The sequence below is a fragment of the Rathayibacter sp. VKM Ac-2857 genome (genome assembly GCF_013205025.1).
Taxonomy (GTDB): domain Bacteria; phylum Actinomycetota; class Actinomycetes; order Actinomycetales; family Microbacteriaceae; genus Rathayibacter.
In genome coordinates, this window is the sequence record NZ_JABMLE010000002.1 from 17,114 (window position 1) to 40,685 (window position 23,572).

Below are 23,572 nucleotides of genomic sequence, written 5' to 3' on the forward strand. Positions count from 1 at the left end.
GCGATGCGCGACGCGCCGCCCCGGGACTCCTCAGGGGTGTCGGCCTAGTAGGCGTCGACCGCGGGCTGCTCGACCGTGGTGCCGGACTGGCCGAGGGTCTCGTCGTAGATCGCGCTCCAGGTGTCACCGCCGTCGGTCAGCATCTCGTTGATGAAGCCGCGCAGCGCGGTGTCGTCCTTCGCGAGGCCGATGCCGTAGAGCTCGGTGCTGAAGGGCTCGCCGACGACCTTCAGGTCGTCCGGGCGCTGAGCGGCGTAGCCGATCAGGATCGCGCCGTCGGTGGTGACCGCGTCGACCTGGCCGTCGGCCAGGGCATCGACGCACTGCGAGTAGGTGTCGAACTCCTCGGTCGGGACCTCGGGGTAGTTGGTGCGGATGTTCTGGATCGGGGTGGAGCCGGTCGCGGAGCACACGGTCGTGTCGGCCGAGAGGTCGTCCGGACCCGTGATGGTGTCGTTGTCCGCGGCGACGAGCAGCTGCTGCCCGGTCTCGAAGTACGGTCCGGCGAAGCCGACCTGCTCCTTGCGCTTGTCGGTGATCGAGTAGGTGCCGACGTAGTAGTCGATGTCGCCGTTCACGATCGACGCCTCGCGGTTTGCCGAGGGGATCGGCTGGAACTCGATCTTGTCCTCGGCGAAGCCGAGCGACGCCGCGACCCACTTCGCGATCTCGATGTCGAAGCCGGAGCGCTCCCCGGTCGCGGCGTCGAGGTAGCCCAGACCGGGCTGGTCTTCCTTGACGCCGATGGTGACCGTGCCGGCCTCCGTCATGGCGTCGAATGTCGGGCTGCCCTCGAGGGTGACGTCGGTGGCGACCTCGTAGGCCGCTCCGCTGCCCTCGGAGCCGGATCCGGCGCCGGTCCCGGAGTCACCGGCGCAGCCGGCGAGGGTGAGGGCCGCTGCGGCGAGTCCCGCGGTCATGAACATGAGCTTGGTGCGCATGATCGTCCTTCCTGGGGTGTGGCCCGCTGGAGCGGGCGAGTGCGGTCGCTCCCGGGGTTCGGGCGTCGACCTGTCGAACGGCGGCCGAGGTGGGGTCCACCCGCGGCGCCGGAGAACTAGTGGGTGATCAGCTTCGAGAGGAAGTCCTTGGCGCGGTCCGTCCGCGGGGCGGTGAAGAACGACTCGGGGTCGGTGTCCTCGAGGATCTCGCCGTCGGACATGAAGACGACGCGATGCGCGGCCTTGCGGGCGAAGCCCATCTCATGGGTGACGACGATCATCGTCATCCCCTCCTCGGCGAGGCCGACCATCACGTCGAGGACCTCGTTGATCATCTCGGGGTCGAGCGCCGAGGTCGGCTCGTCGAAGAGCATCACCTTCGGCTTCATCGCGAGCGCGCGAGCGATCGCCACGCGCTGCTGCTGACCGCCGGAGAGCTGGGCGGGCGTCTTGCCGGCCTGGTGGCCGACGCCGACGCGGTCGAGCAGCGCCTGCGCCTCCGCCTCGGCGGCCTTGCGCGAGAGCTTGCGGACCTTGATCGGCCCGAGCGTGACGTTCTCGAGGATCGTCTTGTGCGCGAAGAGGTTGAAGGACTGGAAGACCATGCCGACGTCGGCGCGCAGGGCGGCGAGCCCCTTGCCCTCCTCGGGCAGCGTCTGGCCGTCGATCGAGATCGTGCCGCCGGAGATGGTCTCGAGGCGGTTGATCGTGCGGCACAGCGTCGACTTGCCCGACCCGGACGGACCGAGCACGACGACCACCTCGCCGCGGTTGATCGTGAGGTCGATGTCCTTCAGCGCCTGGAACTCGCCGTAGTGCTTCTGGACCCCGTCGAGGACGACGAGGGGCTCGCGGGCGGCAGCGGACGATCGCCCGGCCTGGGAGGGTGCTTCCATTCCGTCAGAGAATCACACGGGCATGGGCGGGTCAAATCATGAGCGGATTCTTAACCAGAGCGCAACAACCGAGGCTCGCTCCCAGCCTCATACCATGCCGAGGTGGTCTTCTCTCAGTCCTGGCGCGAAACGTCTCAGAACTGCTCGGGAAGCGGCATGTCAGGAGCGGAGGGCGAAGGCGCTCTCGTAGAGGCAGACCGAGGCGGCGGTCGCGAGGTTGAGCGACTCGGCGGCGCCGTAGATCGGCACCGCGACGACGCCGTCCATCAGCTCGAGCGACTCGTCCTCGAGGCCGCGCGCCTCGTTGCCGAACACCCAGACCGTCGGCTGCGCGAGGTCGCCGCGGGCGCGCACGTCGAGCAGGCCCTCGCCCTTGACGTCGGCCGCGACCGCGCGGAGCCCCGCGGCGCGCAGCCGCTGCAGCACGTCGGGCAGCTCGGCGCCGACCGCGACGGGGAGGTGGAACAGCGAGCCCGTCGTCGAGCGGACGACCTTCGGGTTGTAGAGGTCGACGGAGCGGCCGGTCAGCACGACGGCGTCGGCGCCCGCGGCGTCGGCCGCGCGGATGATCGTGCCGAGGTTGCCCGGGTCGCGGACCTCCTCCAGCACGGCGACGAGGCGCGGCTCGGACGCGACGATGTCCTTGAGCGAGGTGGGGAACTGCCGGCAGACCGCGACGAAGCCCTGGGGGGTGACGGTGTCGGCCATCGAGTCGAGGACGTCCTCGGTCACGTACTCGATCTCGACCTCGGCCTCCTCGGCCGCGGCGACGATCTCGGGGTGGCGCTCGAGCGCGGTCGGAGTGGCGAACGACTCCATCAGCAGCTCGGGCCGGTAGCGCAGCGCCTCGGACATCGCCTGCGGGCCCTCGAGGAGGAAGAGCCCCGACTCCTGCCGTGCCGGGCGCCGGGTGAGCTTGGCGACGGAGCGGACACGGGGAGAACGGGGATTGTCGAGCATGCGGCGAGCCTATCGGCGCGCCACCGCGGGGCCCGGTCGACACGTCGCCCGCCGGGAAGGCCGACCCGGGGGAACGAGGTCCTGCGAGAACCGGGTCCTGCGGAAACGACGAAGGGGGCCACGACTCTCGTCGTGACCCCCTCCGGAGACGTGCTGCGGACTACGCGGCCTTCGGGGCCGAGGTGTCAGCGGGCAGGGCGGCCTTCGCGCTCGCCACGAGGGCGGTGAAGGTCGCGGGCTCGGTGATCGCGAGGTCAGCGAGGATGCGGCGGTCGACCTGGATGCCGGCCAGGGCGAGGCCCTGGATGAAGCGGTTGTAGGTCAGACCGTTCGCACGGGACGCGGCGTTGATGCGCTGGATCCAGAGGCGGCGGAACTCGCCCTTCTTGGCGCGGCGGTCGCGGTACGAGTAGACGAGGGAGTGGGTGACCTGCTCCTTGGCCTTGCGGTACAGACGCGAGCGCTGGCCGCGGTAGCCCTTGGCGCGCTCGAGGATGACGCGACGCTTCTTGTGGGCGTTGACCGCCCTCTTGACTCTTGCCATTTCTCTTTCTTCCTTACGATCCGGGTCGGTTGTCGAGGACTACGACGGCAGCGGACTGCCGTGGTGGTCGACTACAGGCCGAGAAGCTTCTTGGCGACCTTGGCGTCCTGCGGGGCGAGGACCTGGTCCTGGTTCAGGCGACGGGTGCGGACGCTGGACTTCGACTCCAGGTTGTGACGCATACCGGCCTGCTGCTTCATGAGCTTGCCGGAGCCCGTGACCTTGAAACGCTTCTTGGCACCCGAGTGGGTCTTCATCTTGGGCATGTTCTCTCCTTGTCGACGTCGCACGCGCACTCGGCGGGCGAAACTGGTGCCCCGCGAGCGGGGCGTCCACCGGCCCCGAGGACGGGGCGGCGAAGTATCAGACGGATTCGGCCTCGGCCGATTCCTCTTCGGGGGTGTTGGCCTCGCGACGAGCGGCGCGGACGGCGTTCGCCTCGGCCTTCGCCTCGGACTTGTTCTTCAGCGGGCCGATGACCATCACCATGTTGCGACCGTCGATGGTCGGGGTGGACTCGACCTGGCCGAACTCGGACACGTCCTCCGCGAAGCGCTGCAGGAGCCGCACGCCCATCTCGGGGCGGGACTGCTCGCGACCGCGGAACAGGATCATGGCCTTGACCTTGTCGCCGGCCTTCAGGAAGCCCTCGGCGCGCTTGCGCTTGGTCTCGTAGTCGTGCTTGTCGATCTTCAGGCGGAAACGGACCTCCTTGAGGATCGTGTTCGCCTGGTTGCGACGGGCTTCCTTGAGCTTCTGGGCCTGCTCGTACTTGAACTTCCCGTAGTCCATGATCTTGGCGACGGGAGGCTTGGAGTTGGGAGCAACCTCGACCAGATCCAGGTCTGCGTCCTGCGCGAGTCGCAGGGCGACCTCGATTTTCACGACGCCGACCTGTTCTCCGGCGGGACCCACGAGGCGGACCTCGGGGACGCGGATTCGGTCGTTGGTACGGGGATCGCTGATTGCGTTTCTCCTCTGATCTCGGTGAGTTGCTGCTCTGCGGCCGGATTCTTCGTCCGGCGCATCCCGAGAGAGGTGATTTCCCTGTGCGAAGCGCGTCTACTGCGCTGCGCTGCACCCTACGACGCGCTCCCCGAGACGTGTCTCGAGGACCGCAGCCCTGCCCCCGTTGCCGGAGGCGGAGTGCTTCTGACCCGGTAACCTAGTGAAGCGGTCAAGCGCGGGTGGGAGAATCTCCACTTTCGAACCGAGGACATGCCTCGGAGCCCGCATCACCATAGCAGACTTCCGGCCGGAAGGGCAGAGGGCGGTGCCCGCCACTCCCCCTCCCCCGTGAGCGCCCACTCGAGCACCGCCTCGGGGCGCTCGCGAGCGCCGGACGCATCGAACGAGGGACCCATGGCTCAGCACGACGACGACTACGCCCGACGCTTCGGCGACGACTCCTCCGATGTGGAGGCGGCCCGCGACATCGCCGAGGTGCCGGCGGTCGAGATCATCACCACCGCGGCGGTGCACCTGATGAGCGCGGCCGCCGTGAAGTGCGGTCTCGCCGACGAGCCGGGCGCCCAGGTCGACCTCGACGAGGCGCGCAAGCTGATCAACGCCCTGGCCGGCCTGGTCACCGCCGGCGCCCCGGACATCAGCGACATGCACGCTCGCAGCCTGCGCGACGGGCTCCGGACGCTGCAGCTCGCCTTCCGCGAGGCCTCGCCGATCGCCGACCCGATCGGCAAGGGCCCGGGCGAGAAGTGGACCGGCCCGGTCACCTGAGCCGCGGCATCCGCGTCAGCTCGGAGGAGCGGACGCCAGCTGGAGGGTCATCGAGTCGACCCGGGCGGCCACGGTCTCGTCGGCGGCCCAGCGCTCGCCCAATCGCGAGACCAGCGCTCCGAGTGCCGCGCGGTCGAGCCCGGGCCGCAGCTCCAGCACGATGACGAGCTCCGGTCCGCTGAGCCGCTGATCGGGGTCACCCGGACGCACGCCCAGCGAAACGACGGCCTCCTCCGCGGCGGCGCTCGCGCGCAGGGCGTCGAGGACCTCCGGGTCGGCCGGGCTCGGCCGCCACGGCGACCCCTCGGCGATCGACCAGAGCGCGGGTCGGCGGACGGCGAACTCGTGCGGCGAGGCGGGGTCGAGGACCATCAGCTCGGTCTCCTCCGCCACCGCGGCCAGCGCCGCGCGCCGGCCGTCGACGGGGACGGGACGCGCGAGCCGGTCCCAGCGGCGCATCGCCTCGACGTCGCTGAAGACCGGGAGCACCGTCCGGCCGTCCGGCCCCGCGACCGTCACGATCGACAGCTCCTGCGACTTGTCGGCGCGGAGGCCGGCAACACCCTCGGCCTCCTCGCCGAGCTTCGCGACCAGGGGGATGAGCAGGCGCGAGTCGCGCAGCGCGTCGACCACCGCCTCCGGACCCGCCGCGCCGGCGCCGAACGCGCGCAGCGCTCGGACGAGGACCTCGGGCGCACTGCCGTCGTCATCGGTCGAGGCGCTCTGCTCGAAGTGCCGGCCGGCCCACGGGGTCCCGGCCGAGTCGGTCAGGTGCGCGGGGAGCGCGCGGCCCTCGCCCGAGGGCGTGCCGGTCACTCGGAGGCGACGTCGAGCGCCTCGGCGAGCGTGAAGGCCCCGGCGTACAGCGCTTTACCGACGATCGCGCCCTCGAGGCCCTGCGGGACGAGGCCGCGGAGCGCCGCGATGTCGTCGAGGTTCGAGATGCCGCCCGAGGCGATGACGGGGCGGTGCGTGCGGGCCATCACCTGCTCGAGCAGCTCGAGATTCGGGCCCTTGAGAGTGCCGTCCTTGGTGACGTCGGTGACGACGTAGCGGGTGCAGCCGGCCTCCTCGAGGCGCTCGAGGACCTGCCAGAGGTCGCCGCCCTCCTTCGTCCAGCCGCGGGCCGCGAGGGTGGTGCCGCGCACATCGAGCCCGACGGCGATCTGGTCGCCGTACTGCGCGATGACGCTGGCGGCCCACTCCGGGTTCTCCAGGGCGGCGGTCCCGAGGTTGATGCGCTTCGCGCCGGCGTTGAGCGCGGACTCGAGGCTGCGGTCGTCGCGGATGCCGCCGGAGAGCTCGACGTTGACGCCCTTCACCTGGCGGATGACCTTCTTCATGATGCCGTGGTTGTCGCCGCGGCCGAAGGCGGCGTCGAGGTCGACGAGGTGGATCCACTCCGCACCCTGGTCAGCCCAGTCGCCGGCCGCGTCGATCGGGTCGCCGTAGTTCGTCTCGGTGCCCGCCTCACCCTGCGTCAGGCGGACGGCCTTGCCGCCGGCCACGTCGATCGCGGGGAGAAGGACCAGGCCCGGGGCCTTGGTGAACTCGCTCATCGTCATCCTCAGTCTCGGAGCTGGTGCGGCCTCGGCGCCTAGGCGCCGCCGACCACCGGCCGATCCTAGTTCGTGCGGAGCCCGCCCAGCCAATTCGAGAGCAGGCGCAGACCCGCGGCGCCGGACTTCTCGGGGTGGAACTGGGTCGCCGAGAGCGGGCCGTTCTCCACCGCGGCGATGAAGGGGCCGCCGTGGTCGGCCCAGGTGACGGCGGGGCGCGGGAACGGCGGCATGACGTCCAGCGTCCACTCCCGGGCGCCGTACGAGTGCACGAAGTAGAAGCGCTCGTCCTCGATGCCGTCGAACAAGCGCGAGCCGGTGGGCACCTCGACGGTGTTCCAGCCCATGTGCGGCACCACCTCGGCGGGCAGCAGGTCGACCGTCCCCGGCCACTCCCCCAGGCCCTCGCTCTCGACGCCGCGCTCGACGCCGCGCTCGAAGAGCACCTGCATCCCCACGCAGATGCCGAGCACCGGGCGACCGCCGGCGAGGCGCTTCTCGATGATCTCGCCGCCGCGCGCCGCCGTCAGCGCCGACATCACCGCGCTGAACGCGCCGACACCCGGGACGAGCAGGCCGTCGGCCTCGAGGGCGCGGGTGCGGTCGGAGGTCAGCTCGACGTCGGCACCGGCGAGCTCGAGCGCCTTGACGGCCGAGTGGACGTTGCCAGACCCGTAGTCGTAGACGACGACGGACGGCCGGGCGCCGCTCACAGCGAGCCCTTCGTCGACGGCACGCCGGCGACGAGCGGGTCGAAGGCCTTGGCCTGGCGGAACGCGCGCGCGAACGCCTTGAACTCGGCCTCCGCGATGTGGTGCGGGTCGCGCCCGCCGAGCACGGTGATGTGCACGGTCAGGCCGGCGTTGAAGGCGATCGCCTCGAAGACGTGGCGGACCATCGATCCGGTGAAGTGGCCGCCGATCAGGTGCAGCGCGAAGCCCTCCGGCTCGCCGGTGTGCACGAGGTAGGGGCGGCCCGAGATGTCGACCACGGCCTGGACGAGCGCCTCGTCGAGCGGCACGAGGGCGTCGCCGAAGCGGGAGATGCCGGCCTTGTCGCCGAGCGCCTGCTTGATCGCGGTGCCGAGGACGATGCCGATGTCCTCGGCGGTGTGGTGGATGTCGATCTCGATGTCGCCGGTGGCGCGGACGGTCAGGTCGGTCAGCGAGTGCTTCGCGAACGCCGTCAGCAGGTGGTCGAAGAAGGGCACGCCGGTGGAGAGGTCCGCGACACCGGTGCCGTCGAGGTCGATCGACAGCTCGATGCTCGACTCGCTGGTGGCACGACGGAGGGTGGCGGTGCGCCCGGGATCGGCGCTCGAGGAGGTCATGCCTCCAGTCTATTCGGGGCGCCGCCGACCCTCCGGGCGGCTACTCGCGGGCGAGCGCGACCGCGGGATCCGCCGCCGGCGCCGGCAGCGCGGCGACCGCCTCGAGGAAGGCGGTGGTCTCGGCCTCGGTGCCCGCGCTCACCCGCAGGTGGTTCGGGATGCCGACGTCGCGGATCAGGATGCCGCGGGCCAGGAGTGCCTCGAACATCGCACCGGGGTCGGCGACACCGCCGAAGAGCACGAAGTTGCTGCCCGTCTCGTGCGGCGTGTAGCCGAGGGCGCGCAGGCCGTCGATCATCCGGTCGCGCTGGACGATGATCTCGCCGACCATCGCGAGCATCTCGTCGGCGTGGGCGAGCGCGGCCGTCGCGGCGGCCTGCGTCAGCGCGGAGAGGTGGTACGGGAGGCGGACCAGGCGGAGGGCGTCCACCACTGCGGGGTCGGCGGCGAGGTAGCCGAGCCGGACGCCCGCGAAGGCGAAGGCCTTGCTCATCGTCCGCGAGACCAGCAGGCGCGGGCGGCCCTCGAGCAGACTGAGAGCGGTGGGCGCGTCCCGGCCGGCGAACTCGGCGTAGGCCTCATCGACGACGACGATGCCGTCGGTCGCGTCGTAGACGGCGGCGATCGTCTCGAGGTCGAGCGGGGTGCCGGTGGGGTTGTTCGGGGCGCAGAGGAAGACGATGTCCGGGCGCTCCCGGCGCACCGCGTCGGCGGCGTACGAGCCGGAAACGCGGAAGTCGGCCTCGCGGTCGACGCCGATGTAGCGGGTGCCGCTGCCGGAGGCGAGGATCGAGTACATCGAGTACGTCGGCGAGAAGCCCAGCAGAGAGCGGCCGGGACCGCCGAAGGCCTGCAAGACGTGCTGGAGAACCTCGTTCGAGCCGTTCGCGGCCCAGATCGAGTCGGCGGTCAGGCCGTGGCCGAGGTAGCCGGCCAAGGAGTCGCGCAGCTCGCGGAACTCGCGGTCGGGGTAGCGGTTCACCGTCCGGAGGGCGACGGACACCCGCTCAACGATGTCGGCGATGACGTCGTCGGGCACGGGGTGGGTGTTCTCGTTGACGTTGAGAGCCACGGGGACGACGGCCTGCGGAGCGCCGTAGGGCTGCTGACCGCGCAGGTCGTCGCGGAGGGGGAGATCGTCGAGAGTCGTCACCCCGGAATGGTACCGGGGCCCCGACGGCTCCGATCAGCCCGCGATGTCGTACTGCGCGGGGATGGCGAGGCGCTGCCCGGGCTCGAGGCCGGCGTTCGCCAGCTGGTTGAGCGACTGGATGTCGTAGACGACGTCGCGCGGGTCGGAGTCCGGTGCGATCTCCTCCGCGAGGGACCAGAGGGACTCGCCCGCGCGGACGGTGACGTACTGGAACTCGACGTCGGCGCTCTCACCCGAGGCGACGGCTCCACCGCCGTTGAGGCCGAAGACGAAGGCTCCGGCGACGAGCGGCAGAGCGCCCAGGGTCGCGAGCACGGCGCGACCACGACGGGTCAGACGCAGGCGGGTGCGCGTAACGGACCCCTCTGCACCGGTTACGTGCTGTGCGGAGGTCTGGTGCTGCGCGAGGGTGGAGAACTGTGCGGTCATGGTGATCGCTCCTTTCAGCAGGGGTTCGGGCCGGGGCCTCGGCCGGGAGGACCCGGTCCGAACCTCTGTTCCGAATATATCTTCGAATACCGCGTCGGGCAAGACCCCGTCGCGTCGCATCCGTTGCTGGATCGCGCGACACACTCGAACGAATGTTTCGAACGCGGACCCCCGCCGGATACAGTTTCGAGAGTCCGCAGTCAGTACAGCAGCGACCACCGACATCGGTGCTCGGCTCGGGCGGAGAGGGCGCGCACGCGGCGTGCGCACCGAGAGAGGGACGATCGTGAGCGACGCGCAGACGGCCGGAGCGAAGCCGGCCAGGACGACGACTCCGGCGCCGAAGGCGAAGGCGGCGGCGAAGCCCGCGGCCGGCCGCCGCCGGAAGAACCTCAGCGCGAAGCAGCTCGCGATCCTCGACGCCATCCAGCGCTCGGTGTCCAGCCGCGGCTATCCGCCGAGCATGCGCGAGATCGGCGACGCCGTCGGCCTCGCCTCGCTCTCCAGCGTCACGCACCAGCTCAACCAGCTCGAGTTGAGCGGCTACCTGCGCCGCGACCCCAACCGCCCCCGCGCGCTCGAGATCCTCATCGACGTGCCGAGCTCCACCGAGGACGACGGCTCGTTCGAGTCGACGGCGACGGTCGCCGACGCGGCGATGGTGCCGCTCGTCGGGCGGATCGCGGCTGGAGTGCCGATCATGGCGGACCAGCAGATCGACGAGGTCTTCCCGCTCCCCCGCCAGCTGGTCGGCAAGGGCGAGCTGTTCATGCTCAAGGTGGTCGGCGAGTCGATGATCGACGCGGCCATCTGCGACGGCGACTGGGTCGTCGTCCGCTCGCAGCGCACCGCGGAGAACGGCGAGATCGTCGCAGCGATGCTCGACGGCGAGGCGACCGTCAAGGTCCTCCGCCAGCGCGACGGCCACACCTGGCTGCTCCCCCGCAACTCCAACTTCGAGCCGATCCTCGGCGATGAGGCCGAGGTGCTGGGCAAGATCGTCGCGGTGCTCCGCTCGGTCTGAGGCGGCGCGCACGCGCAGGAGGGGCGGACGGCATCGAGCCGTCCGCCCCTCCTGCGTTCCACGGATGCCGGCCACCAGCTCGCGCAGCGCCGACGACGAAGCGCCCGCGACCGCGGAGCTGATCCGTGGTCGCGGGCGCTTCGAGTGCGGTCGCCGGCTCCGCCGCTACGCCTCGACGGCGGCGACGGGGGCCGCGAACTCGCCCAGCGAGCCGGCGAGATCCTCGTGCACGAGCGCGTGGACGTGCGTGCCGCCCTCGACGTACTGCGTCGAGAGGATCCGGCCGTTGCGGTGCAGCGAGGAGACCACGTCGCCGCGGTCGTAGGGCACGAGCAGGTCGATCTCGATCTGCGGCTCCGGGAGGATCTCGGCGATCTTCGCCTGGAGCTCGTCCATCCCCTCGCCGGTGCGCGCCGACACGAAGACGGCGCCCGGAGCGAGACCGCGCAGCACGAGCCGCTGCCCCTCGTCGACGAGATCGGACTTGTTGAACGCGATGATCTCGGGGATCCCGCGGGCGCCCACCTCGCCGATGACGTCGCGAACGGTCGCGATCTGCCCCGCGGGGTCCGGGTGCGAGGCGTCGACGACGTGGACGATGATGTCCGAGTCGGCGACCTCCTCCAGCGTCGAGCGGAACGCCTCGACCAGCTGGTGCGGCAGGGCGCGCACGAAGCCGACGGTGTCGGCGAGCGTGTAGCCGCGCCCGTCCGGGGTCTCGGACTTGCGGATCGTCGCGTCGAGGGTCGCGAAGAGCGAGTTCTCGACGAGCACGCCCGCGTGCGTCATCCGGTTGAGCAGGCTGGACTTGCCGGCGTTGGTGTAGCCGGCGATGGCGACCGACGGCACGGCGTTGCGCTTGCGGTTGGCGCGCTTCGCCTCCCGAGCGGGCTTCATCGCGGTGATCTGCTTGCGCAGGCGCGCCATGCGGGTGTGGATGCGGCGGCGGTCGAGCTCGATCTTCGTCTCACCCGGACCACGCGAGCCCATGCCGGCGCCGGCGCCGACCTGGCCACCGGCCTGGCGGGACATCGACTCGCCCCAGCCGCGCAGGCGCGGCAGCAGGTACTCGAGCTGAGCGAGCTCGACCTGCGCCTTACCCTCGCGGCTCGTGGCGTGCTGGCTGAAGATGTCGAGGATGACGGCCGTGCGGTCGATGACCTTGACCTTCACCACGTCCTCCAGCGAGCGGCGCTGGCTCGGAGCGAGCTCGGTGTCGGCCACGACCGTGTCCGCGCCGAGCGCGGCGACCAGGCCGGCCAGCTCCTCGGCCTTGCCCTTGCCCAGGTAGGTGCTCGGGTCGGGGTTCGGGCGGCGCTGCAGCAGGCCGTCGAGCACGGTCGCTCCCGCCGTCTCGGCCAGGGCGGCGAGCTCGTGCAGGGAGTTCTCCGCGTCCTCGATCGAGCCCTGCGAGTACACGCCGATCAGCACCACGTTCTCCAGCCGCAGCTGGCGGTACTCGACCTCCGTGACGTCCTCGAGCTCGGTGGACAGACCGGCCACGCGCCGCAGCGCCTGCCGATCGGCCCGGTCGAACTGGTCGCCGTCGCTGCTCTGCTCGCCGTCGCGCTGGACGTCCTGCCCGTCGCTCTGCAGCGCCTGGGCTCCGCCCGCGACGAACCGCGAATATCCCGACGAGCGCGACTGCGCGTTCGCCAGGACCCGCGAGACGACGTCCACGGCCTCGGTCGTGTCGGTCTCGTTCAGGTCTTCCGTCATCCGGATAACACTAACTCCTCAGCTGTTGATAAGTTCACTTCTCATGGCCGCCGAGCACTACTTCACCAGCACTCCGGACGGCGACCTCCGACCCCGCAGGATCAGCGCGCGGATCGCCGGCCGCGACCTCGAGGTCACGACCGCCGGCGGGGTGTTCAGCCCCGGCCACGTCGATCTCGGCACCCGGGTCCTGCTGGACGCGGTCCCCGACGCCCCCGCGAGCGGGGACCTCCTGGATCTCGGCTGCGGCTGGGGTCCGATCTCGCTCGCCCTGGCGCTCGGCTCCCCCGACGCCCGGGTCTGGGCGGTCGACGTCAACCAGCGGGCGCTCGAGCTCGTCCGCCGCAACTGCGCAGAACTCGGTGTCTCCAATGTCAACGCGGTGCTGCCCGAGGATGTTCCCGACGACGTCCGCTTCGCGGCGGTCTGGTCGAACCCGCCGATCCGGGTCGGCAAGGCCGAGCTGCATGCGCTGCTCGAGCGCTGGCTCCCCCGGCTCGAGCCGGACGCGGAGGCGTGGCTCGTCGTGCAGCGCAACCTCGGTGCCGACTCGCTGCTGACCTGGCTGACCGAGACGTTCGAGGGCCGGCTCGAGGTCGACCGGATCTCCTCGGCCAAGGGCTTCCGGGTGATCCGCACCACGCGGACGGTCTGACCGCCGGAGCGCCGGCGAGCCCGGCCTAGTCGATCCGGATCGTGCCGGTGTAGACGAGGTCGGCCGGGCCGGAGAGGCCGACGTGCTCGCCCTCCTCGGTGGGGAACATTGTCACGCCGAGCGTGCCACCCGGGACCTCGACGCGCCAGGACTGCGGTGCGCGCGCACCCGCCCAGTAGCGGACCGCCAGTGCCGCCGCGGCCGCACCCGTGCCGCAGCTCAGCGTCTCGCCGCTGCCGCGCTCGTGCACGCGCATCCGGATCCGGCCGATGCCGTCGTGCACCAGCGGCTCGCCCGGCACGACGAACTCGACGTTCGCCCCGTCGGCCGGCTCGGGCTCGATCTGCGGGATGTAGCTGAGATCGGCGGCGTCGAGCTCCTCGTCGTTGCTCAGCGCCACCACGATGTGCGGGTTGCCGAGGTCGAGGCCGAGGCCGGGGCGCGGCACCTTGAGCTCCTTGGCACGCACGAGCGGCTCACCCCCCGCGAGCTCCCAGCGGCCGAGGTCGACCTGGAAGCCGGCACCGCTGCGGGTGACGTCGCGGACCCCGGCGCGCGTGCCGATGGGGAGGGTGTCGCCCTGCTCCAGGGTCGCCAGACCGCCGGCGAGCAGGAACGCCGCGTAGACGCGGATGCCGTTGCCGCACATCTCCGCGATCGAGCCGTCGGCGTTGCGGTAGTCCATGAACCACTCCGCCTCCGGCTCCTGCTCGAGGGCGGCCGCGCCGTCGGCGAGGGAGCGGGAGCGGACCGCGCGGATGATGCCGTCCGCGCCGACGCCGAAGTGGCGGTCGCAGATCGTCGCGATCTGCGCGGGCGAGAGGTCGACCTCACCGTCCGGGTCACTGAAGAGCACGAAGTCGTTGCCGGTGCCCTGGCCCTTGGTGAAGTGCAGCTCGATCGTCATGGCGGACAGCCTAGCGAGGCGCTGGAGCGCCGACCTGGGCGAGGCCGAGCGCCTGCTCGAGTAGGTCCGGAGCGTCGAAGGGCAGCCAGTGCGCCGCCTGATAGCGGCGGAACCAGCTGTTCTGCCGCCGTGCGTAGCGTCGGGTGAGCGCCTGGGTGGAGGCGATCGCCTCCTCCTGGGTCAGCTCGCCCGAGCGCTGCGCGAGCGCCTGGGCGTAGCCGATGGCCCGGCTCGCGGTGACGCCCTGCTCGATGCCGAGCGGCACGAGGCGCTCGACCTCGTCGAGCATGCCGCCCGCCCACATCCGCTCGACGCGGCGGTCGAGTCGCCCGACGAGGACGTCGCGCGGCGCGGACAGCGCCAGGACCGTGCTCGGCCGCCACGGGACGGGGGTGTCGGACATCAGCGCGCTGTTCGGCGACCCGGTGAGCTCGGTGATCTCGAGGGCGCGCACGATCCGGCGGACGTTGTGCGGGCCGATCCGCGCGGCCACCTCGGCGTCGACGGCCCGGAGTCGCTCGAAGAGCACCGCGGAGCCCTCGCGCTCGGCCGTCTCCTCCAGGGAGCGGCGGACGGCGGGGTCGGTACCGGCGAAGGAGAACTCGAAGATCACGCTCGAGACGTAGAGACCGGAGCCGCCGACGAGGATCGGGGTCGCACCGCGCGCCAGGACGTCGTCGACCACGGTGCGTGCCTCAACCTGGTACCGGGCGACGGAGGCGTCCTCGGTGACGTCGAGGACGTCGAGCAGGTGGTGGGGTACACCCCGGCGCTCCTCCGGCGGGAGCTTCGCGGTCCCGATGTCCATGCCGCGGTAGAGCTGCATGGCGTCGGCGTTGACGACCTCGGCCGCGCCGCCCGATGCGCGGATCGCGCCGGCGAGAGCGAGCGAGAAGTCCGACTTGCCGGTGCCCGTGGCGCCGACGACGGTGAGGAGGGCGGGCGCCGCCCGCTCAGCGCTCGCCATCGAGGGCGTCGTAGATCGGAGTGGTCAGCGTCGCGGGCGCCGCCGGCGTGAGCGGGCGGAGGCGGAGCGAGGGAAGGCCGAGCGAGACCTTCGGCGCGCCGGTGGCGCCCGGTGCGGCGGGGACACCGCAGGACTCCGTCTGCGCGCGGTCCCAGGCGTCGCCGGCCCGGGTGCGGCGGACCTGCAGCGGAGCACCGTCGATCGAGCCCGCGATCAGGTAGAACGGAGCGGCGCGGGTGACCTCGACGCTGACGACGTCGCCCGGGCGCGGCTGCTCGGAGCCGGCCGGGACGTCGAAGTGCACGAGCCGGCTGTCCTCGGCGCGGCCGCTGAGGCGGTGCGTCTCGCTGTCGCGGCGCCCCTCGCCGGTCGCGACGAGCACCTCGACCCGGCGGCCGACGACGGCGCGGTTCTCGCTCTCGCTGATCGAGTCCTGCAGAGCGGCCAGGCGCTCGAAGCGCTCCTGGACGACGGCCTTCGGGATCTGGTCGGGCAGCGTCGCCGCCGGCGTTCCCGGCCGGATGGAGTACTGGAAGGTGAAGGCGGAGGCGAAGCGGGCGGCCTCGACCACGCGCAGGGTCTCCTGGAAGTCGGCCTCGGTCTCGCCGGGGAAGCCGACGATGATGTCGGTGCTGATCGCGGCGTGCGGGATCCGGTCGCGCACGCGGTCGAGGATGCCGAGGAACCGCTCGGAGCGGTACGAGCGCCGCATCGCCTTGAGGATGCGATCCGAGCCGGACTGCAGCGGCATGTGCAGCTGCGGCATGACCGCCGGAGTCTCGGCCATCGCGTCGATGACGTCGTCGGTGAAGGCCGCCGGGTGCGGGCTGGTGAAGCGGATCCGCTCGAGGCCCTCGATCGTGCCGGCGGCGCGGAGGAGCTTCGAGAAGGCCTGCCGGTCGCCGAACTCGACGCCGTAGGAGTTCACGTTCTGGCCGAGGAGGGTGACCTCGATCGCGCCGTCGTCGACGAGCGTCTGGATCTCGGCGAGCACGTCGCCGGGACGGCGGTCCTTCTCCTTGCCGCGCAGGGCGGGGACGATGCAGAAGGTGCAGGTGTTGTTGCAGCCGACCGAGATCGACACCCAGCCGCTGTAGGTCGAGTCGCGCTTGGTCGGCAACGTGGAGGGGAAGACGTCGAGCGATTCGAGGATCTCGAGCTGCGCCTCGTCGTTGTGCCGGGCCCGCTCGAGCAGGCTCGGCAGCGCGCCCATGTTGTGCGTGCCGAAGACGACGTCGACCCACGGCGCCTTCTCGAGGATGACGTTCTTGTCCTTCTGCGCGAGGCAGCCGCCGACGGCGATCTGCATGCCCTCGTGCCGACGCTTGACCGAGGCGAGGTGGCCGAGATTGCCGTAGAGCTTGTTGTCCGCGTTCTCGCGGACGGCGCAGGTGTTGATGACGACGATGTCGGCCTCGGCACCGTCGGCCGAGACGTAGCCGGCCGCCTCGAGCGAGCCGCTGAGCCGCTCGGAGTCGTGGACGTTCATCTGGCAACCGAAGGTGCGGACCTCGTAGGTCCTCGGCCGCGCGTCGACGAGAGGGGAGGTGACCGGACCGAGCGTGCTCATGGTGTGCGATTCTACGCGCCGCTCCGGTCGCCTCTCGGCGACCGGGCAGCGGGTCGGCTCAGCGGAAGCGGACGCTCGAGCCGGGCTTGCGCACCGTCTCGCGGACGACCCGCTGGACGAGCGCGCCGGCGTAGCCGCGGCGTGCCAGGAAGCCGGTGAGGCGGCGCTCCGCCACCTCGTCGGACAGCGAGCGAAGGCTCGGCAGGCGCTTGCGCGCGAGCTCCATCGCCGTGCGGTACTCGTCGTCGCCGTCGAACTCATCGAGCGCGGTCGCGATCGCGTCGGGGTCGAGCTTGCGAGCGCGCAGCTCCTGCATGATCGACGAGCGCCCGAGCTTCTTGCGCTCGCGCAGCTGGAGGACCAGCGACTCCGCCATCTTGTAGTCGTCGAGATAGCCGAAGCGGGCGAAGCGCTCGAGGATGTCGATCGCGTCCTTCTCGGCGACGCCCTCGGTGTAGAGGCGCGCCTCGACCTCGGCGACCGAGAGGCTCTTGCGCGAGAGCCCGCGGACGATGCGGTCCGCGATCTGCTCCGGGTCGGGCTCCTCGGGCAGGTCCTCCGCGAAGGAGTCCTCCACGGCCGCGTCGTCCTCGACGGAATCGCGCACCGCCGCGGAGTCGACTGACCGCGCCGGAGCCGCCGAGGGCGCGGCGTCCCGGCGCGCGACATGCGCCGACAGCTCGGCGATCGCATCCACGGCTGGCTCGGCCGCCTCGGCGGTCGCCCCGTCGTCCTTCACCCAGGGAAGGAAGGCCACGGGCCGACCCTGTGCCCCCTCCGCAGCCTTCTCCCCCACGGGCTACGCGCCCTTGCGGACGGGCGGCTTGGTCTCGCGGACCGGCTGCTTCGTCTCGATCGCGACCGGAGCGGCCTCGACCACCGCGTTCGGGTCGGCCACGACGCCGAGCTTGATCAGGATGCGCTTCTCGATCTCGGCCGCGATGTCGGGGTTGTCGATGAGGAACTGGCGCGCCTTCTCCTTGCCCTGGCCGAGCTGGTCGCCGTCGTAGGTGTACCAGGCGCCCGACTTGCGGACGATCTCGTGCTCGACACCGAAGTCGATCAGGCTGCCCTCGCGGGAGATGCCGATGCCGTAGAGGATGTCGAACTCGGCCTGCTTGAACGGCGGCGCCATCTTGTTCTTGACGACCTTGACGCGGGTGCGGTTGCCGACCGCGTCGGTGCCGTCCTTCAGGGTCTCGATGCGGCGGATGTCGAGGCGGACCGAGGCGTAGAACTTCAGCGCCTTGCCGCCCGCGGTGGTCTCGGGGCTGCCGAAGAAGACGCCGATCTTCTCGCGGAGCTGGTTGATGAAGATCATCGTGGTGTTCGTGGTGTTGAGCCCACCGGTCAGCTTGCGCAGGGCCTGCGACATCAGGCGGGCCTGGAGGCCGACGTGCGAGTCGCCCATCTCGCCCTCGATCTCGGCGCGGGGCACGAGGGCCGCCACGGAGTCGATGACGATGAGGTCGATGGAGCCGGAGCGCACGAGCATGTCGGCGATCTCGAGCGCCTGCTCACCCGTGTCGGGCTGCGAGACGAGGAGCGAGTCGATGTCGACGCCGAGCTTCTTCGCGTACTCGGGGTCGAGCGCGTGCTCCGCGTCGATGAAGGCCGCGATGCCGCCGTTGCGCTGGGCATTGGCGATGGCGTGCAGGGTGAGCGTCGTCTTTCCCGAGGACTCGGGGCCGTAGATCTCGACGATGCGGCCGCGCGGGAGTCCGCCGATCCCGAGCGCGACGTCGAGCGCGATCGAACCGGTCTGGATCACCTCGACGGGGGCGCGGTCGTCGCTGCCGAGGCGCATGACGGCGCCCTTGCCGAACTGGCGGTCGATCTGGGCGAGTGCGGTCTCGAGGGACTTCTCGCGGTCTGAGGAACTGGGCATGGCCGTCTCGCTCTCGTGTCGTGGTGGTATCGCCTACAGGCTGTCGTGTCGTACCGGGACCGTTCGCGGGCGAGTGCCCTGAATGCGGTCCCGGCCGGTTGCGACAAGGCGGTGAAGCAGTCCGAATGACTGATGTCGACGGTAGGCCCGACCACCGACATCGGTGCCGAGCCGGACCGCTTCTGTGGAGACGGAGGCGATCCTGCTTCTGGTGAGGAGCTTAGACCCGTTCGAACAAGGATTCGAGGGTGGCGCGCCCGGCGTGTCGAACACGACTTCGGGAGCGCGGCGGGCGGACGACCCGCGCCGCGGTCAGCGCCGGCGCTTCGCCGGGTCGACCCCGTGCCAGCGGCCCTCGGGGACGTCGTTCGCGCGGCAGAGTGCGATCCAGACCTCGCGGGGCTCCGCCCCGTCGCGCAGCGCCTTCTGCGCCGTCCGCCCGCCGAGCTCCGTCAGGACGAGGTCGGAGACGAGCACGCGGGCGTAGGCGTCGCCGAACTCGTCGTCGACCAGCTGCTGGAACTCGCTCAGGCGCATACGTCCACGGTAACAACCCGCGCCGGGGTGGGAGCCGAGCGGGCGTGAGCGGGCCGGCGGCGGGAACGACGAAGGGCGCCGGAGCCGGAGCTCGGGCGCCCTTCGCGAGGTGCGGTGCGGTGGGTGGGAAGAGGGACGGGCCCGCTACTGCGAGACGAGGTCCGCGTCGAATCCGGCGACCATGTCGGCCGGGATGGTGTCGGGGATCGTGTCGATCCCCTCGATGACCGCGAGTCGGTCGCCGACCTCGCGCATGATCACCGAGATCGGGGTGTCGAGCGCATCGGCCACCGAGGCGAGGATCTCGGACGACGCCTCCTTCTGACCGCGCTCGACCTCGCTGAGGTAGCCGAGAGCGACACTCGCCTTGCTCGCCACCTGGCGCAGGGTGCGACCTTTCTGCAGGCGAAAGTCCCTGAGGACATCGCCGATCTCCTGACGAACTAGAACCACTGGACCCTCCTTCTCCACGTCAACCGCTTCTCGCGCACCGATTCGAGAGATGCCGGAGCATCGGGTTCGAAGGGGATGTGTACGAGAGAGCCGGATAGCTGTTCACTACCCGGCTCGTGTGAGTCGACTCTAATACCGGATGACTGGACTTTGCGTGTGAGCGACGTCAGATGTAACCCGGCCGAAACTCTGCGCATTCCACGATTCCGCACCGGTTCCTGGGCTTCCGCCGTCAACGGAGCGAGGCGACGAGCTCCTGCGCCAGAGCGAGTGCCGCCGCGACGGACGCGGCGCGGATCTCGGGCCGTCCGCCGTCGAAGCGGTGCTCGCGCACCAGCTCCACGTCGTCGAGGACGGCGGCGACGAAGACGGTGCCGACGGCGGCCCCGCCCTGCGGCTCCGGGCCGGCGACGCCCGTCGTCGCGATCCCGAGCGTCCGCGCACCGGCCTCCCCGAGCCGCTCGGCGACGCCCCGCGCCATCCGGACGGCCACGACGGGGTGCACGGGTCCCTCCCGGTCGAGCAGCTCCGCGTCGACGCCGAGCAGGCGGTGCTTGAGGTCGGTCGCGTAGGAGACCACTCCCCCGCGGTAGACGGCGGAGGCGCCGGGGACCTCGACCAGCGCGGAGCTCAGCGCCCCGCCGGTCAGCGACTCGGCGACCGCCAGCGCGAGCCCGCGCCGCCGGAGCTCCGACAGCAGCTCCTCGGCGCTCATCGGCGCCCGCGGGCCGCGCGACTCTGGCGCGCCGCGTCGGCGAGGTAGTCGATGCCGGTCACGACGGTGAGGACGACCGCGGCCGTCATCGTGATGCCGTTCAGCCAGTGCACCCACTCGCCGAGGAACGTCCAGAGCGGCAGGAGCGCGAGGGAGATCGCGACGGACTGCACGATCGTCTTCAGCTTGCCGCCGCGGGAGGCGGGGATCACGCGGTCGGAGAGGACGGCCATCCGGAAGACGGTGATGCCGATCTCGCGGACCAGGATGACGATCGTCACCCACCAGGGCAGCTCGGCGAGGATCGAGAGGCCGACCAGCGCGGCGCCGGTGAGGACCTTGTCCGCGATCGGGTCGAGCAGCTTGCCGAGGTCCGTGACCAGCCCGCGGCTGCGCGCGATGTGACCGTCGATCCCGTCGGTCGCGATCGCGACGATGAAGAGCAGCGCGGCTGCGATGCGCACGCCGCCGTCCTCGCCATTGTCGGCCAGGAGCAGCCAGAAGAACACCGGGGCGAGCAGGATGCGCACCACGGTGATCGCGTTGGGCAGGTTCCAGTTGCTCGGGGCGGCGTCGGCGTGCGCGGTGGGGCTGGTCATCGGAGTCCGCCGTTCCTCGTGGTCGGTCGATTCGGCGGGACGCGCGTGCTCGGCGAGATCATCGCTCAGTCGCGCCCGGTGAGCGCCCAGGCGTCGTCGCCGGAGCCCTCGTCGTCGTCGTGGTAGTCGGTCGCGACCGGGCCCGAGGGCTCGGCCAGCGGGTCCGCGTAGGCGTCGGGCGCGGCCGGCGACGGCGCCGCGGCGTGCTCGCCGGGCTCCTCGCCGCGCATCCGCGAGAGCACGCCCGGCAGCTGCTCGGCGGTCACCAGCACGTCGCGCGCCTTCGAGCCCTCGGAGGGGCCGACGACCTCGCGCGACTCGAGCAGGTCCATCAGGCGGCCGGCCTTTGCGAAGCCGACGCGGAGCTTGCGCTGCAGCATCGAGGTCGAGCCGAACTGCGTGCTGACCACGAGCTCCGCCGCGGCCATCAGCAGTTCGAGGTCGTCGCCGATGTCGGAGTCGATCTCCTTCCGCTGGGCCTGCACCGTGATGTCCTGGCGGTACTCGGGCTGCGCCTGGCGGGTGACGTGCTCGACGACCCGGGCGATCTCCTCCTCGCGCACCCACGCGCCCTGGACGCGCATCGGCTTGTTCGTGCCCATCGGCAGGAACAGGCCGTCGCCCTGGCCGATGAGCTTGTCGGCGCCCGGCTGGTCGAGGATGACCCGCGAGTCCGTGACGCTCGTCACGGCGAAGGCGAGGCGGCTCGGCACGTTGGCCTTGATCAGGCCGGTGACGACGTCGACGCTCGGCCGCTGGGTGGCGAGCACGAGGTGGATGCCGGAGGCGCGCGCCAGCTGGGTGATGCGGACGATCGAGTCCTCGACGTCGCGCGGGGCGACCATCATCAGGTCCGCGAGCTCGTCGACGACCACCAGGAGGTAGGGGTAGGGCCGGAGGACGCGGTTGCTGCCCGCGGGCAGCTTGATCTCGCCGCTGCGCACCGCCGCGTTGAAGTCGTCGATGTGCCGGTAGCCGAACGACGCGAGGTCGTCGTAGCGCATGTCCATCTCCTTCACGACCCACTGGAGCGCCTCGGCGGCCTTCTTGGGGTTCGTGATGATGGGGGTGATCAGGTGCGGCACGCCGCCGTAGATCGTCAGCTCGACGCGCTTGGGGTCGATCAGGACCATGCGGACGTCCTGCGGGCTGGCGCGCATCAGCAGGCTCGTGATCATCGAGTTCACGAAGCTGGACTTGCCGGAGCCGGTGGAGCCGGCGACGAGGAGGTGCGGCATCTTCGCGAGATTGGCCACCACGTAGCCGCCCTCGACGTCCTTGCCGACGCCGATCGTCATCGGGTGGGTCGACGTCGTCGAGGCGGCGGAGCGCAGGACGTCGCCGAGCGAGACGATCTCGCGGTCGGTGTTGGGGATCTCGACGCCGATCGCGCTCTTGCCCGGGATGGGCGAGAGGATCCGCACCTCGTTGCTGGCGACCGCGTAGGAGAGGTTCTTGCTCAGCGCCGTGACGCGCTCGACCTTGACGCCCGGGCCGAGCTCGATCTCGTAGCGCGTGACCGTCGGACCGCGGGAGAAGCCGGTGACCGTCGCATCGACGTTGAACTGCTGCAGCACCTCGGTCAGCGCGCGGACCATCTCGTCGTTCGCAGCCGAGCGGGCCTTCGACGGCGTGCCGGTGGAGAGCGCGGAGGCGGACGGCAGGCGGTAGGGGGTCTCCTCCTCGAAGGAGGAGTCGAAGCCGGCGGTGGAGTCGGCGACGACCGGGGCGATCGGGCCGGTCTCGATCACGGGCGGCAGCGGGACGGCGGGGGCGACGTCGAGGTCGTCGAGCGCGATGACGCCGGTGGCGTCGTCGTCGACCACGCCCAGCGGGATGCGCGTGGTCGCGGTCTGATCGTGGCGGGCGAGGGCGGCCTCGGCCGACTCGGCCTCGGAGATCACCTCGGTCGCGTAGGAGCGGGTCGGCGGGTCGGCCGGCTCGTCGCGGTCGGCGGACGCCGGCTCCTCGAGCGCGGTGTCGAAGCCCTTCGCACGGCCGCGGCCCTTGCGGCCCTTGGGCGCCTCGTCCTCGTCGCCGAGCGCGTCGATCGGCAGCTCGGCCTGGACGGTCGGCTCGTCCTCGCGGCCGGAGTCGGTGCGGCGCCACCAGGGCAGCTCGCCGCCCTCCTCCTGCTCGTCCTCGGCCTTCTCGCTCTCGGCCTTCGCGGCCGCCTTGCTCGCGGCCCTCTCGGCCTTGAGGCGCGCGCGCTCCTCGTCGTCGAGGACGGGGGCGCCGAAGAGGTAGCCGTAGAGCTCGCGCGAGCGGGCGGCGATCCGGTTCGGCGGGGTCTTGGTGATGATGAAGAGGGAGAGCAGGACGACGAGCGAGAGGAGCACCGTGGCGCCGGGCACGGTCGCGATCGCCACGAGGGGCGCGCCGACGAGCCAGCCGAGGACACCGCCGGCGGCGGCCATCTGCTCGATGCCCGAGCCCGGCTGCGGCGCGCCGAGGTGCGCGTGGCAGAGACCGGCGGAGGAGATCAGCAGGACGGCGAGGCCCACGCCGATCCGGCCGTTGTCGTCGACGGAGCGCGGGTGCCGGAACAGCCAGAGCGAGAAGAGCAGCAGCACCACGGGCAGGACGTAGGCGACGCGGCCGAACAGGCCGCCGAAGCTCCAGGCGTCGAGCACGAGCGCGACCGGATCGGTCGCGAGGAACCACTCCACCACCGCGCCCAGGACCGCGAGCAGCAGGAGCAGGAAGGGGACGCCGTCGCGGCGCTCCTCCTTGGCGAGGCGCTCGGGCCCGAGTGCGCGGGCGGCGCCGCCGGCCAGGTGGGCGAGCGCCATCCAGACCGTGACGAGGGGGTTGGTGCGCGGGGCCGAGCTGAACGCGACCGTGCTCTTCTCGGACGATCCCCGCCCGGAGCCGCGGCCGGAGCGCGGAGTGCTCGAGCGCGCGGGCGCACTCGCCTTCGCGCGGGGGGTCGTCTTCGGAGTCGTCGCCATAGGGCCACCGTACCCGCCGCCTCCGTCATCGCTGCGGA

Annotated in this window: 26 protein-coding genes; 3 read left to right on the forward strand and 23 right to left on the reverse strand. The window is 71.3% G+C overall.

All coding sequences use genetic code 11. The features are described 5' to 3' along the window. Positions 1-44: 44 nt before the first annotated feature. The 6 genes from HQQ86_RS07585 to infC all read right to left on the reverse strand — a co-directional run bounded on the left by HQQ86_RS07585 (position 45) and on the right by infC (position 4,307). Positions 45-941, reverse strand: coding sequence for a glutamate ABC transporter substrate-binding protein (locus HQQ86_RS07585; protein WP_173287574.1), 897 nt, complete (start codon positions 939-941; stop codon positions 45-47). Between the two features lie 116 nt (positions 942-1,057). Continuing rightward, complete coding sequence (locus HQQ86_RS07590; protein WP_123444517.1) at positions 1,058-1,837, reverse strand: amino acid ABC transporter ATP-binding protein; 780 nt, start codon at positions 1,835-1,837, stop codon at positions 1,058-1,060. A 159-nt stretch (positions 1,838-1,996) separates the two neighbouring features. Beyond that, the gene (locus tag HQQ86_RS07595) at positions 1,997-2,797 is read right to left on the reverse strand and encodes an RNA methyltransferase (RefSeq protein WP_173287575.1); all 801 of its coding nucleotides are present in this window, start codon (positions 2,795-2,797) and stop codon (positions 1,997-1,999) included. 160 nt (positions 2,798-2,957) lie between these two features. After that, a complete protein-coding gene (gene rplT, locus HQQ86_RS07600) occupies positions 2,958-3,341 on the reverse strand; it encodes a 50S ribosomal protein L20 (RefSeq protein ID WP_123444519.1) in 384 nt (127 codons plus the stop codon). A 71-nt stretch (positions 3,342-3,412) separates the two neighbouring features. Continuing rightward, the gene (gene rpmI, locus HQQ86_RS07605; RefSeq protein WP_056042364.1) at positions 3,413-3,607 is read right to left on the reverse strand and encodes a 50S ribosomal protein L35; all 195 of its coding nucleotides are present in this window, start codon (positions 3,605-3,607) and stop codon (positions 3,413-3,415) included. A gap of 97 nt (positions 3,608-3,704) precedes the next feature. Further along, complete coding sequence (gene infC / locus HQQ86_RS07610) at positions 3,705-4,307, reverse strand: translation initiation factor IF-3 (RefSeq protein WP_159986700.1); 603 nt, start codon at positions 4,305-4,307, stop codon at positions 3,705-3,707. A 396-nt stretch (positions 4,308-4,703) separates the two neighbouring features. On the opposite strand from infC, the gene HQQ86_RS07615 reads away from it, so the two are divergent. Next, positions 4,704-5,078, forward strand: coding sequence for a DUF1844 domain-containing protein (locus tag HQQ86_RS07615; protein WP_133963637.1), 375 nt, complete (start codon positions 4,704-4,706; stop codon positions 5,076-5,078). Between the two features lie 15 nt (positions 5,079-5,093). On the opposite strand, the gene HQQ86_RS07620 is transcribed toward HQQ86_RS07615, so the two are convergent. The 6 genes from HQQ86_RS07620 to HQQ86_RS07645 form a co-directional block, all read right to left on the reverse strand. Then, on the reverse strand, positions 5,094-5,894 hold the full coding sequence (locus HQQ86_RS07620; RefSeq protein ID WP_367948586.1) for an SseB family protein: 801 nt from the start codon (positions 5,892-5,894) through the stop codon (positions 5,094-5,096). Further along, complete coding sequence (gene priA, locus HQQ86_RS07625) at positions 5,891-6,637, reverse strand: bifunctional 1-(5-phosphoribosyl)-5-((5-phosphoribosylamino)methylideneamino)imidazole-4-carboxamide isomerase/phosphoribosylanthranilate isomerase PriA (protein WP_173287576.1); 747 nt, start codon at positions 6,635-6,637, stop codon at positions 5,891-5,893. Before priA ends, HQQ86_RS07620 begins: the two co-directional genes overlap by 4 nt. Positions 6,638-6,702: 65 nt before the next feature. Then, positions 6,703-7,350, reverse strand: coding sequence for an imidazole glycerol phosphate synthase subunit HisH (gene hisH / locus HQQ86_RS07630; RefSeq protein WP_173287577.1), 648 nt, complete (start codon positions 7,348-7,350; stop codon positions 6,703-6,705). Next, positions 7,347-7,967 carry an imidazoleglycerol-phosphate dehydratase HisB gene (gene hisB, locus HQQ86_RS07635; RefSeq protein WP_173287578.1) on the reverse strand — a complete coding sequence of 207 codons (621 nt, stop codon included), beginning with the start codon at positions 7,965-7,967 and terminating at the stop codon, positions 7,347-7,349. Before hisB ends, hisH begins: the two co-directional genes overlap by 4 nt. Positions 7,968-8,007: 40 nt before the next feature. Beyond that, positions 8,008-9,120, reverse strand: a complete 1,113-nt coding sequence (locus tag HQQ86_RS07640; RefSeq protein ID WP_173287579.1) for a histidinol-phosphate transaminase — start codon at positions 9,118-9,120, stop codon at positions 8,008-8,010. 33 nt (positions 9,121-9,153) lie between these two features. Next, complete coding sequence (locus tag HQQ86_RS07645; protein WP_173287580.1) at positions 9,154-9,549, reverse strand: LysM peptidoglycan-binding domain-containing protein; 396 nt, start codon at positions 9,547-9,549, stop codon at positions 9,154-9,156. 286 nt (positions 9,550-9,835) lie between these two features. Between HQQ86_RS07645 and lexA the strand changes: the two genes are divergently transcribed. Further along, positions 9,836-10,573, forward strand: coding sequence for a transcriptional repressor LexA (gene lexA / locus HQQ86_RS07650; RefSeq protein ID WP_160090245.1), 738 nt, complete (start codon positions 9,836-9,838; stop codon positions 10,571-10,573). Between the two features lie 165 nt (positions 10,574-10,738). Here lexA and hflX read toward each other — a convergent pair whose 3' ends face one another. Continuing rightward, positions 10,739-12,292: a GTPase HflX gene (gene hflX, locus HQQ86_RS07655; protein ID WP_173287581.1), complete on the reverse strand. Its 1,554-nt coding sequence runs from the start codon at positions 12,290-12,292 to the stop codon at positions 10,739-10,741. Between the two features lie 43 nt (positions 12,293-12,335). On the opposite strand from hflX, the gene HQQ86_RS07660 reads away from it, so the two are divergent. Continuing rightward, on the forward strand, positions 12,336-12,947 hold the full coding sequence (locus tag HQQ86_RS07660; RefSeq protein ID WP_173287582.1) for a class I SAM-dependent methyltransferase: 612 nt from the start codon (positions 12,336-12,338) through the stop codon (positions 12,945-12,947). A 25-nt stretch (positions 12,948-12,972) separates the two neighbouring features. On the opposite strand, the gene dapF is transcribed toward HQQ86_RS07660, so the two are convergent. The 10 genes from dapF to HQQ86_RS07710 all read right to left on the reverse strand — a co-directional run bounded on the left by dapF (position 12,973) and on the right by HQQ86_RS07710 (position 23,534). Further along, positions 12,973-13,854: a diaminopimelate epimerase gene (dapF, locus tag HQQ86_RS07665; protein ID WP_173287583.1), complete on the reverse strand. Its 882-nt coding sequence runs from the start codon at positions 13,852-13,854 to the stop codon at positions 12,973-12,975. A 10-nt stretch (positions 13,855-13,864) separates the two neighbouring features. Continuing rightward, positions 13,865-14,821, reverse strand: coding sequence for a tRNA (adenosine(37)-N6)-dimethylallyltransferase MiaA (gene miaA / locus HQQ86_RS07670; RefSeq protein WP_173287584.1), 957 nt, complete (start codon positions 14,819-14,821; stop codon positions 13,865-13,867). Continuing rightward, the gene (gene miaB / locus HQQ86_RS07675; protein ID WP_173287585.1) at positions 14,808-16,391 is read right to left on the reverse strand and encodes a tRNA (N6-isopentenyl adenosine(37)-C2)-methylthiotransferase MiaB; all 1,584 of its coding nucleotides are present in this window, start codon (positions 16,389-16,391) and stop codon (positions 14,808-14,810) included. Before miaB ends, miaA begins: the two co-directional genes overlap by 14 nt. A gap of 58 nt (positions 16,392-16,449) precedes the next feature. Then, positions 16,450-17,148 carry a regulatory protein RecX gene (locus HQQ86_RS07680; RefSeq protein WP_173287586.1) on the reverse strand — a complete coding sequence of 233 codons (699 nt, stop codon included), beginning with the start codon at positions 17,146-17,148 and terminating at the stop codon, positions 16,450-16,452. Positions 17,149-17,190: 42 nt separating this feature from the next. Then, positions 17,191-18,279: a recombinase RecA gene (gene recA / locus HQQ86_RS07685; RefSeq protein WP_173287587.1), complete on the reverse strand. Its 1,089-nt coding sequence runs from the start codon at positions 18,277-18,279 to the stop codon at positions 17,191-17,193. A gap of 312 nt (positions 18,280-18,591) precedes the next feature. Then, positions 18,592-18,816 carry a DUF3046 domain-containing protein gene (locus HQQ86_RS07690; protein ID WP_173287588.1) on the reverse strand — a complete coding sequence of 75 codons (225 nt, stop codon included), beginning with the start codon at positions 18,814-18,816 and terminating at the stop codon, positions 18,592-18,594. Between the two features lie 144 nt (positions 18,817-18,960). After that, positions 18,961-19,269 (reverse strand): helix-turn-helix domain-containing protein, encoded by a 309-nt coding sequence (locus tag HQQ86_RS07695; protein ID WP_123704950.1) that lies wholly within the window; start codon positions 19,267-19,269, stop codon positions 18,961-18,963. A gap of 232 nt (positions 19,270-19,501) precedes the next feature. Further along, a complete protein-coding gene (locus tag HQQ86_RS07700) occupies positions 19,502-19,984 on the reverse strand; it encodes a CinA family protein (RefSeq protein WP_173287589.1) in 483 nt (160 codons plus the stop codon). Next, entirely contained in the window at positions 19,981-20,583 is a 603-nt protein-coding gene (pgsA, locus tag HQQ86_RS07705; protein WP_123737189.1) for a CDP-diacylglycerol--glycerol-3-phosphate 3-phosphatidyltransferase, read from the reverse strand. The genes HQQ86_RS07700 and pgsA overlap by 4 nt, the downstream gene beginning before the upstream one ends. 65 nt (positions 20,584-20,648) lie before the next feature. Further along, entirely contained in the window at positions 20,649-23,534 is a 2,886-nt protein-coding gene (locus tag HQQ86_RS07710; protein ID WP_173287590.1) for a DNA translocase FtsK, read from the reverse strand. Between the last annotated feature and the right edge of the window lie 38 nt (positions 23,535-23,572).